This window comes from Nocardia sp. KT25-26 (assembly GCF_056627695.1).
The window spans coordinates 4,074,297-4,084,787 of the sequence record NZ_CM152813.1 but is presented as its reverse complement, the minus strand read 5'-3'; the positions used below and the strand labels follow the sequence as shown (position 1 = coordinate 4,084,787).

Below are 10,491 nucleotides of genomic sequence, written 5' to 3'. Positions count from 1 at the left end.
CGACGATGACCGAACCTACGCCACGGGCCCTGCGTTCACCCGGCCCGATGCTCGAATTCCTGCGCGGCCGCGACGTCCTGGTCGCCGGTTGGGGCGTCTCCGGACGTTCGCTGATCGAACCGCTGCGCGATATCGGCGCCCATCCGGTGGTGACCGATGCCGGGGCCAAGGCCCTCGCCGAGGCGGCCGAACTCGGCCTGGAGGTCGCACCGAGCGCCGAGCTGGAAACCGCCGACCTGACCCGCTTCGCGCTGGTGATCACGAGCCCGGGCTGGCGCCCGGATTCGCCGGTGCTGGCCGCCGCCGTGACCGAGGGCATCCCGGTCTGGGGCGATGTCGAGTTCGCCTGGTGGGTGGATCAGGCCCGGCTGTACGGCCCCGCCCGCAAATGGCTGGTGGTGACCGGCACCAACGGCAAGACCACCACCACGCAGATGACGCACGCGATCCTGCGGGCCGCGGGTATCTCCAGCGTCGCCTGCGGCAATATCGGCCTGCCGATTCTGGATGCGCTGCGCCGGAATCCGAGTCCGCAGGTGCTGGCGGTCGAACTGTCGTCGTTCCAGCTGCACTGGGCACCGTCGGTGCGCCCCGAAGCGGGTGTGGTGCTCAACGTCGCGGAGGACCATCTGGACTGGCACGGCGGCCTGGACGCGTATGCGGCCGCCAAGGCACGGGCCCTGACCGGCCGGATCGGGGTCGTCGGGCTCGACGACGCGGTGGCCGCCTCGTTGGCCCGGCGCGCGAAGGCCCGCCGCACCGTCGGTTTCCGGATCGGCGTGCCTGCCGACGGCGAACTCGGCGTGGTGGACGGCAAACTCCTGGACCGGGCCTTCACCAAGGCCGCGATCCTGGCCGAGACCCGCGATGTCAGCCCGCAGGGGCCGGCCGGGGTCGCCGACGCGCTCGCCGCGGCCGCGCTGACCCGGGCGATCGATGTGGCACCGCAGTTCGTCCGGGAAGGCCTGATCGAACACAAGGTCGGTCCGCACCGGACCGCGTTCGTGCGGGAGATCGCCGGTGTCGACTTCGTGGACGATTCCAAGGCCACCAATCCGCATGCCGCACGCGCCTCGATCACCGCGTATGCCCGGGTGGTGTGGCTGGCCGGCGGTCAACTCAAGGGTGCCGGGGTCGAAGATCTGATCGAGGAGGTGTCCGAGCGGCTGGTCGGGGCGGTGCTGTTCGGCGCCGATGCCCCGGTGATCGCCGCCGCATTGGCCCGACACGCCCCGGAAGTCCCCGTCCTCATGGTCGAGCCGGGGGACGATGCCACGGTGGACATGTCGCGCAGCCACCGCGCCGAGGCCGTGCTGGCCGAGGCGGTGCGGGCGGCCGCGGGTCTGGCCGGTCCCGGCGACACCGTACTGCTGGCGCCGGCGGCGGCCTCTCTGGACATGTTCGACGACTACACCCACCGTGGCCGCAGTTTCGCCACCGCGGTGGCCGCACTGGAAGACGGTGACATCGGGCGGAGCCTGTGATCCGGACCCTGCTCGTACCGTCCCGGCCCGGAGGAGGCAGTTCGTGACACCGGGAGGTCGCAGACCCCGGGACGGGCGGGGGTCGCCGGTCGCCCGGAGCCGGGCGGGGGAGGTCTTCGGGGCCTGGCTGGCCCGGCCGCTCGCATCGTTCCACCTGGTGATCACGATCGCGACGCTGCTCACCGTGCTGGGCCTGGTGATGGTGCTGTCGGCCTCCAGCGTCGAGTCCTATGCCGGCGGTGGTTCGGCGTATTCGCTGTTCATCCAGCAGGCGGTGTTCGCGGCGATCGGCTGTGTGCTGTTCTACATCGCCTTGCGATTGCCGCTGCGGGTGCTGCGGACCTGGTCGTTCCCGGTGTTCGCACTGTCGGTGCTGGCACTGTTCCTGGTCCTGATCCCGGGGATCGGTACCGCCGTCGGCGGTGCCCGCCGCTGGATCGACCTGGGCCCGGTCTCGGTGCAGCCGTCCGAGGTCGTCAAGGTCACCCTGGTGGTGTGGGGTGCGCACCTGCTGGCCTCGCGGCGCCCGGGCCAGGCCAAGGAGATCCTGGTTCCGCTGGTGCCGGCGGCCCTGCTGGTCTGCCTGCTGGTGGTGCTGGAGCCGAATCTGTCCACCACCATCGCGCTGGGCATCCTGCTTGCCGCACTGCTCTGGTTCGGCGGGCTGCCGGTGCGCATGTTCATCGCCATCGTGGTGACCGGGCTGACCGCGGCGATGGTGCTGGCGCTGTCGGCCGGGTACCGCTCGGATCGGATGCGTGCCTTCTTCAACCCCACCGACGATCCGCAGGGCATCAACTATCAGGCCCGCCAGGCGAAGTTCTCGCTCGCCGACGGCGGCCTGCTGGGCCGGGGCCTCGGGCAGAGCCGGGCCAAATGGAGCTATCTGCCCAACTCGCACAACGACTTCATCTTCGCGATCATCGGTGAGGAGCTCGGTTTCCTCGGCTGCGGGCTGGTGCTGGTGCTGCTGGCGCTGTTCGCCTACACCGGGATCCGGATCGCGACCCGGTCGGCCGACCCGTTCCTGCGCCTGCTGACCGCGACCGCAACCACCTGGATCACCGCCCAGGCGCTGATCAACATCGGCTATGTGGTCGGACTGCTGCCGGTGACCGGATTGCAGCTGCCGCTGGTGTCGGCGGGCGGTTCGTCGCTGGCCATCACGCTGTTCATGTTCGGCCTGATCGCCAGCGCGGCCCGGCACGAACCCGAGGCCGTCTCGGCATTGCGCAACGGCCAGGAGGGCCGCCTGAGCCGGATCCTGCGGTTGCCGGTGCCCGAGATCTACACCCCGCCGCGCGCCCCGGTCCGGCCCCGCCCGGCCGGGCCGCGTTCCGGCCGCCCCGATCCGGCCGCGCGGTCCCGGGCGTCCGCCACCCGGGGCCGGCGGCCCGGACGTCCATCCGACCGGCGCGGCGGGGATTCGCTACGGTCGACACGGGCCCGGGAAGCGCACCGGCCGACGCGGCGCCGGTAGGCCGTGCCGGCCTGTCCGCGCGCGGCCTGTGCGAACCCGCCCATCGCCAGACGAGAGAACGAGGTAGATCCAGGTGAGTGACGCGACTGCGCGTTCGCAACGATCGGGGCTGTCGGTGGTCGTCGCGGGCGGTGGCACCGCCGGCCACATCGAGCCGGCTCTGGCGGTCGCCGATGCCCTGCGCGCATCCGACGAATCCGTGCGGGTGACCGCGCTGGGCACCGAACGCGGACTGGAGACCCGGCTGGTGCCGGAACGGGGCTATCCCCTGGAGCTGATCCCGCCGGTGCCGTTGCCGCGCAAGCCGACCGCCGATCTGTTGCGCCTGCCCGCCCGGGTCCGGGCCTCGGTGGCCCGGACGCGCCGGATCCTCGATGAGGTCGATGCCGATGTGATCGTCGGCTTCGGCGGCTATGTCGCCCTGCCCGCCTACCTGGCGGCCGGCGCTGGGATCGCCCGCCGGCGACGGGCGGTGCCGGTCGTGGTGCACGAGGCCAACGCCAAGGCAGGGATCGCCAACAAGGTCGGTGCGCGGCGGGCCGCGCGCGTGCTCGCCGCCGTACCCGGCTCCGGGTTGCCCGGCGCCGAGGTGGTCGGCATTCCGGTCCGCGCCGCGATCACGGGCCTGGATCGGGCTGCGTTGCGCGCGCAGGCGCGCGCGCACTTCGGCCTCCCGGACCGGGGGCCGGTGTTGCTGGTGTTCGGCGGCTCGCAAGGAGCCCGCAGCCTGAACGACGCCGTATCGGGGGCCGCGCCGCAGTTGGCGGCGGCCGGCATCTCGGTTCTGCACGCTCACGGGCCGAAGAACTCGCTGGACCCGGAGCCCGGTGATCCGGCCGCGCCCTATGTCGCGGTGCCCTACCTGTCCCGGATGGACCTGGCCTATGCGGCCGCCGATGCGGTGGTCTGCCGCTCGGGCGCGATGACGGTGGCCGAGGTGTCCGCGGTCGGCCTGCCGGCGTTCTACGTCCCGCTGCCGCACGGCAACGGCGAGCAGGAGTTCAACGCCCGGCCCGTGGTGGCGGCCGGCGGTGGCAGAATCGTGGCGGATGATCGACTGTCGCCGAAATATGTGATCGATGAGGTGATTCCGCTGTTGGCCGACCCCGCCCGCATTGCGCAGATGGGCCGCGACGCCGCGAGCGCCGGCCATCGTGACGCCGCCGAGACGGTGGCCCGGATCGTGCGAGAGGTGGCCGGGCGATGACCGGAACGAATGCGGAACCGGTGGCCGGCCGGTCGGAACTGCCACCGGAGCTCGCCCGGGTGCACATGGTCGGTATCGGCGGTGCCGGGATGTCGGGGATCGCCCGGATCCTGCTCGCCCGCGGTGGTGCGGTATCCGGTTCGGATGCCCGGGAGAGCCGCGGTGTGCTCGCGCTGCAGGCCCGGGGTGCGCAGGTCCGCATCGGCCACGATGCAGCGGCCCTGGATCTGCTGCCCGGCGGGCCGACGGCCGTGGTGACCACCTTCGCGGCCATCCCGAAGACCAACCCGGAGCTCGTCGAGGCGGCCCGGCGGGAGGTCCCGGTGCTGATGCGCCCGGTCGTCCTGGCCGCGCTGATGCGGGGACACCAGACGCTGCTGGTCTCGGGGACGCACGGCAAGACGTCGACGACCTCGATGCTCATCGTCGCGCTGCAGCACTGCGGCGCGGATCCGTCCTTCGCGGTGGGTGGTGAGCTGAACGAATCGGGAACCAACGCCCACCACGGCAGTGGCGCGATCTTCGTCGCCGAGGCCGACGAGAGCGACGGGTCGCTGTTGCAGTACGACCCCGACGTCGCCGTGGTCACCAACATCGAATCCGATCATCTGGACTTCTTCGGCTCCGACGAGGCCTACGTCCAGGTGTTCGACGACTTCGCCGACCGGCTCGCGCCCGGTGGCCTGCTGGTGGTGTGCCTGGACGACCCCGGTGCCCGGGCGCTGGCCGAACGGGTCGGGCCACGCCTGGCCGAACGCGGTGTGCAGGTGCTGGGCTACGGTTCCGGCCGGCTCGCCGACGCCCCGGTCCCGGTGGGGGCACGGCTGATCGGCTGGGAACCGCGCGATATCGGTGGCGTGGTGCAGTTCGAACTCGCCGGGGAACCCGCCTCGCGCACGCTGCGGCTGTCGGTACCCGGTCGGCATATGGCGCTCAATGCACTGGCCGCACTGCTCGCCGCCCGCGCCACCGGCGCCGATATCGATGAAGTGATCCAGGGTCTGGCCGGATTCGGTGGGGTGCATCGCCGTTTCCAGTTCACCGGCCGGGAACACGGGGTCCGGGTGTTCGACGATTATGCGCACCACCCGACCGAGGTCCGCGCGGTGCTGGAGGCCTCCGGGGAACTGGTCCGGCAGGAGGCCCGGGACGGGGCCCGGGAGCGCCCGGGCCGGGTGATCGTGGTCTTCCAGCCGCATCTGTACAGCCGGACGGCGGCTTTCGCCGCCGAATTCGGGGCGGCGTTGAGCCTGGCCGACGAGGTGGTGGTACTCGACGTCTACGGCGCCCGGGAGGAGCCGCTGCCCGGGGTGAACGGGGCGCTGGTGGCGCAGTCGGTGACGGTTCCCGTGCACTATCAGCCGGATATGTCGAAGGTCGGCCGGCAGGTGGCCGGGCTGGCGCTGCCCGGTGATGTGGTGATCACCATGGGCGCCGGCGATGTGACGATGCTGGGCGGGCAGATCCTGGACGGATTACGCGCCCGGCCGCAGGCGCGGTGAAATGGCGGATGCCCGCCGCGCGCGGGTGGCGGGGCTACCGGATCTGGTCGGTGGCTGCAGTGACGCTGCTGACGGCTGTCGTGCTGATCGCCTGGTTCACCCCGGTGCTTTCGGTACGAACCATTCAGATCAACGGACTCGCGGCGGTACCCGAGGAACAGGTGCGGGAACGGCTCGAGATTCCCGAGGGCCGATCGATGCTGCGGATCGATACCGCGGCAATCGCGGACCGGGTGGCCGCCATTCCGAAGGTACGTACCGTGAAGGTGACCCGGGCGTTTCCGTCGACGGTCCGGGTGAGTGTGGAAGAACGCCGCGCAGTGCTGTATTTCGAAGCGCCGGACGGCACACATCTGATGGATACCGATGCCGTCGAATTCGCAGTGGAACCGCCGCCGATCGGGGTGCCGAAGCTGGTCACCGAGCATCCCGGCAGCGCGGATGCGGCGACCCGGGCGGCCGTCGGCGTGCTGGCCGTCCTGCCTCCCGAACTGGGAATTCAGGTGGATGAGATTGCCGCGCGATCGATCTCGGATGTCTCGTTGACTTTGCGGGACGGCCGGACGGTACTGTGGGGTGGTGTGGACGACGGTGAACGCAAGGCTGCCGTCGTCATGCCGCTGCTCACCCGTGAAGGCACGGTGTTCGATGTTTCGAGCCCGAATCTGGTAACGGTAAGGTGAGTGACACCCATTGTGCCCGGGACGAATTCCCGCGCCGGGTTCGGGGGTATCTGCCCACGACACCGCGGGTGTGGCGGGGCGGGACGAGCGCGCGGATCACACAAGATTCTGCTCTTGTCTCGGCGCGCCTGCGCGCGGATCGGGCGGTGCGCGAATAGCGTTCCGCAGCAGTCGGATACTTGACATAACGCTAACCCTATGGTTGAGGTTCAGGGTTGAGGGTATCCGCAAATGACAGGCTTTGGATCGAAGGAAGGCGAGAGCCCATGACGCCCCCGCACAACTACCTTGCAGTGATCAAGGTCGTCGGAATCGGCGGCGGCGGCGTGAACGCCGTCAACCGGATGATCGAACAGGGACTCAAGGGAGTCGAGTTCATCGCCGTCAATACCGACGCGCAGGCACTGCTGATGAGCGATGCCGACGTCAAGCTCGACGTCGGCCGGGAACTCACCCGTGGCCTGGGTGCCGGTGCGGATCCGGAGGTGGGCCGCAAGGCGGCCGAGGACCACAAGGACGAGATCGAAGAGGTGCTCAAGGGCGCCGACATGGTGTTCGTGACCGCCGGTGAGGGCGGTGGCACCGGGACCGGCGGGGCGCCGGTGGTCGCCAGCATCGCGCGCAAACTGGGTGCCCTGACCATCGGTGTCGTCACCCGCCCGTTCTCGTTCGAGGGCAAGCGCCGCGGCAATCAGGCCGAGGTCGGCATCAACATGCTGCGCGAATCCTGCGACACGCTGATCGTCATCCCGAACGACCGGTTGCTCCAGCTCGGCGACGCCGCCGTGAGCCTGATGGATGCGTTCCGCTCGGCGGACGAGGTGCTGCTCAACGGTGTTCAGGGCATCACCGACCTGATCACCACACCGGGCCTGATCAACGTCGACTTCGCCGACGTCAAGAGTGTGATGTCCGGTGCCGGGTCGGCGCTGATGGGTATCGGCTCGGCGCGCGGTGACGGCCGATCCGTGCAGGCCGCCGAGGCGGCGATCAATTCGCCGCTGCTGGAAGCATCGATGGACGGCGCCCACGGCGTGCTGCTCTCGATTGCGGGCGGTTCGGACCTCGGGTTGTTCGAGATCAACGAGGCGGCTTCGTTGGTGCAGGAGGCCGCGCATATCGAGGCCAACATCATTTTCGGCACGGTCATCGACGATTCCCTCGGCGACGAGGTCCGGGTCACCGTGATCGCGGCCGGCTTCGACGGCGGCGGTCCGGCGCGGCGCAATTTCGAGCCGGGCACCCGGCAGCAGGGTTCCACCGGGACCGCGATCGGTTCGGCACGGGCAGGCGAGGTGGGACAGAGCCGTCCGGCAGAGCCCCCGTCCCGGTCGGCCGAACCGGCGGCGCCCGCGGCGCCGACCCGCCCTGCCGTGCCCAGCTACCGGGACTCCGAGCGGCCCCGGCTGCCGGAACCGTCGATCAACCGGACCGGTCCCACCGACCCGCCGGACACCGACGATGACGACGACGTGGACGTGCCCTCGTTCATGCGGCGCTGACCGCGGCAGGGCGCCCGCCCGGCCCGGATAGGCTCGGGTCATGACTGCCGCATCGACCAGTACCGTCCGCCGGGTGACCACCACCCGGGCCGGCGGGTTCTCCGCGCCGCCGTACGACTCGTTCAACCTGGGTGACCATGTCGGTGACGATCCGGTGGCCGTACGGCGCAACCGGGAACGGCTGGCCGCGGGGATCGGATTGCCCGCCGATCACCTGGTCTGGATGGAACAGATCCACGGCCGGTCGGTCGAGATCGTCGACGGCCCGCGCAGTGCGCCGGTCCCGGCCACCGACGCCCTGGTGACCACCGAGCCGGGCCTCGCCCTGGTGGTCCTTACCGCCGACTGCGTTCCGGTGCTGCTCTCCGACGACGAGGCGGGCGTGATCGCGGCCGTGCACGCCGGCCGGGTCGGTGCCCGGATCGGCATCGTGCCCCGGGTACTCGCGGCCATGGTGTCGGTGGGTGCCCGGGTGGACCGGATCGGCGCCTTGCTCGGGCCGGCGGCCTCGGGCCGGCAGTACGAGGTGCCGGCCGAGATGCGGGCCGATGTGGAAGCCCATCTGCCCGGAAGCGCCACGACCACGGTGCGCGGCACCCCCGGCCTGGATCTGCGAGCCGGGTTGCAGCGCCAGCTGTTCGACGCCGGCGTCGCCGGAGTTGCCGTCGATCCGCGCTGCACGATCGAGGACGAGACCTTGTTCAGTCACCGGCGCAGTGCTCCGACCGGCCGGTTCGCCGGGGTGATCTGGCGGGAGGCGGTGCAGTGAACCGGATTCCGGGCGACCTCGCCGCCTCCGGCCCGCAGGCGTCGGCGCGGACCGCGGACCTCGCCGAACGGCTGACGGCGCTGCAGGCCCGGATCGAGGCGGCCTGCGCGGCGGCCGGGCGGCCGGCGGATGCGGTGCGCCTGCTACCGGTCACCAAGTTCTTCCCGGCCGCCGATGTGGCCATCCTGCACCGGCTGGGCCGACGAGCGTTCGGTGAGTCACGGGAGCAGGAAGCCGCTGCCAAGGTCCGGGCGTCGGCGAGCCTCGCGGGTATCGAGTGGCACATGATCGGGCGGCTGCAGCGGAACAAGGCGCGCGCGGTGGCCCGGTGGGCGCACACCGTGCATTCGGTCGACAGCGAACGGCTGGCAACCGCTCTGGATCGTGGTGCACAGGCCGCCCTGGACGCCGGGGAGCGGGACACTCCGCTGACGGTGCTGCTCCAGGTGAGCCTGGACGCGGATCCGGCCCGCGGCGGGATCGCCGCCGCCGACATGCTCGCACTCGCCGATCGGGTGGCGGACGCGCCCGGGTTGCGGCTCGGTGGCCTGATGGCGATTCCACCCCTTGACGCGGCGATCGATAGCTCGTTTGCGAATCTTGCGACGTTGCACACTTCGCTGTTGCGTGCCCACCCCGGCGCCGGAGAACTTTCCGCAGGTATGTCGGGTGATCTGGAGTCCGCGATCGCGCACGGATCGACATGTGTGCGTGTCGGAACCGCCTTGATGGGCGCGCGACCGATAACCTCGGAGTAGCAAAGAAACCTCAGCAGTCACATTCGACACATAGGATTGCGCTGGACGAGGGCTGAGCAAGAACTTCAACACCCGGCCGCCACCGGGGCCGAAGGGAGGTCGACCAGGATGAGCGAGCGAAATCTCGACACCGCCACCATCGTGGTCCTGCCGGAGCCGAGTGTCTGTGAGGTGACGGCCGCGAACGAGCGAACCGTGGGCGCAGCAACCCGAGTGCTCATGGCAGCGCCGAGCGTCTGCGAGGTGATGGCATGAGTACGTTGCACAAGTTCAAGGCGTACTTCGGTATGGTGCCGCTCGACGAGTACGAAGACGACTACGTCGACGATCCCGCGCCCCGCGCCGACGATCGGGTCGGCCGCCGGTCGACCTCCCGTGGCTACGAGCGGTATGTCGAAGATCGGTACGGTGCCGATCGTTTCGGTGCCGACCGCTACGACGACGAGCCGGGGGACTACCCGGAGCCGGCGTACAAGGCTCGCCGCGAGGACTACACCGCCGATACGTTCGGCGACGATCGGTACGAGGCGCCGCGGCGGCCGACCCGGATCGAATCGGCACCGTCGTCGGCACGGTATCGGGCCGGTGGCGTGGCGCCGAGTCTGCGTGGTGCGACCCGGGGTGCGCTCGCCGTCGACCCGGAGGTGGAGGAACGGCGGCTGGAGGAGCGGATGCGTCCCGAGCCGGTCTCCGCACGACGTCCCGGGATCTTCGAGGACGGAGGCCCCTTGTCCAAGATCACCACGTTGCGTCCCAGGGACTACGGTGAGGCCCGCATCATCGGGGAACGGTTCCGTGAGGGCAACCCGGTGATCATGGACCTGGTCGATCTGAGCAACGCCGACGCCAAGCGTCTGGTCGATTTCGCCGCCGGGCTCGCCTTCGCCCTGCGCGGCTCGTTCGACAAGGTGGCGACGAAGGTGTTCCTGCTCTCGCCGGCCGATGTGGACGTCTCCGCGGAGGAGCGCCGCCGGATCGCCGAAACCGGTTTCTACAACCAGAAATGACCCCGGCCACAACCGGTGCCGATGGCCGCCCGCGCTCAGCGCGGCGCGGCCATTTTGCACCCGGGCGTTCTTGCGGCAGAGTGGGAACGTGGGCGTATT

Annotated in this window: 10 protein-coding genes; all 10 read left to right on the top strand. The window is 70.5% G+C overall.

Annotated features, from left to right (window positions below; genetic code table 11):
* Positions 1 to 47: 47 nt before the first annotated feature.
* The 10 genes from murD (at position 48) to AC1HFH_RS18590 (ending at position 10,392) form a co-directional block, all read left to right on the top strand.
* Complete coding sequence (murD, locus tag AC1HFH_RS18635) at positions 48 to 1,484, top strand: UDP-N-acetylmuramoyl-L-alanine--D-glutamate ligase (RefSeq protein WP_480247893.1); 1,437 nt, start codon at positions 48 to 50, stop codon at positions 1,482 to 1,484.
* The gene (gene ftsW, locus AC1HFH_RS18630; RefSeq protein WP_480244069.1) at positions 1,462 to 2,964 is read left to right on the top strand and encodes a putative lipid II flippase FtsW; all 1,503 of its coding nucleotides are present in this window, start codon (positions 1,462 to 1,464) and stop codon (positions 2,962 to 2,964) included. Before murD ends, ftsW begins: the two co-directional genes overlap by 23 nt.
* 73 nt (positions 2,965 to 3,037) lie before the next feature.
* Positions 3,038 to 4,171, top strand: a complete 1,134-nt coding sequence (gene murG / locus AC1HFH_RS18625; RefSeq protein ID WP_480244068.1) for an undecaprenyldiphospho-muramoylpentapeptide beta-N-acetylglucosaminyltransferase — start codon at positions 3,038 to 3,040, stop codon at positions 4,169 to 4,171.
* Positions 4,168 to 5,673, top strand: coding sequence for a UDP-N-acetylmuramate--L-alanine ligase (gene murC, locus AC1HFH_RS18620; RefSeq protein WP_480244067.1), 1,506 nt, complete (start codon positions 4,168 to 4,170; stop codon positions 5,671 to 5,673). The genes murG and murC overlap by 4 nt, the downstream gene beginning before the upstream one ends.
* Before the next feature lie 50 nt (positions 5,674 to 5,723).
* The gene (locus AC1HFH_RS18615) at positions 5,724 to 6,356 is read left to right on the top strand and encodes a cell division protein FtsQ/DivIB (RefSeq protein WP_480244066.1); all 633 of its coding nucleotides are present in this window, start codon (positions 5,724 to 5,726) and stop codon (positions 6,354 to 6,356) included.
* Between the two features lie 266 nt (positions 6,357 to 6,622).
* Positions 6,623 to 7,858, top strand: a complete 1,236-nt coding sequence (ftsZ, locus tag AC1HFH_RS18610) for a cell division protein FtsZ (protein ID WP_480244065.1) — start codon at positions 6,623 to 6,625, stop codon at positions 7,856 to 7,858.
* A gap of 40 nt (positions 7,859 to 7,898) precedes the next feature.
* The gene (pgeF, locus tag AC1HFH_RS18605) at positions 7,899 to 8,627 is read left to right on the top strand and encodes a peptidoglycan editing factor PgeF (RefSeq protein WP_480244064.1); all 729 of its coding nucleotides are present in this window, start codon (positions 7,899 to 7,901) and stop codon (positions 8,625 to 8,627) included.
* Entirely contained in the window at positions 8,624 to 9,385 is a 762-nt protein-coding gene (locus AC1HFH_RS18600) for a YggS family pyridoxal phosphate-dependent enzyme (RefSeq protein ID WP_480244063.1), read from the top strand. Before pgeF ends, AC1HFH_RS18600 begins: the two co-directional genes overlap by 4 nt.
* A 108-nt stretch (positions 9,386 to 9,493) precedes the next feature.
* Positions 9,494 to 9,640, top strand: coding sequence for a hypothetical protein (locus tag AC1HFH_RS18595; protein ID WP_480244062.1), 147 nt, complete (start codon positions 9,494 to 9,496; stop codon positions 9,638 to 9,640).
* The gene (locus AC1HFH_RS18590) at positions 9,637 to 10,392 is read left to right on the top strand and encodes a cell division protein SepF (RefSeq protein WP_480244061.1); all 756 of its coding nucleotides are present in this window, start codon (positions 9,637 to 9,639) and stop codon (positions 10,390 to 10,392) included. The genes AC1HFH_RS18595 and AC1HFH_RS18590 overlap by 4 nt, the downstream gene beginning before the upstream one ends.
* Positions 10,393 to 10,491 lie beyond the last annotated feature (99 nt).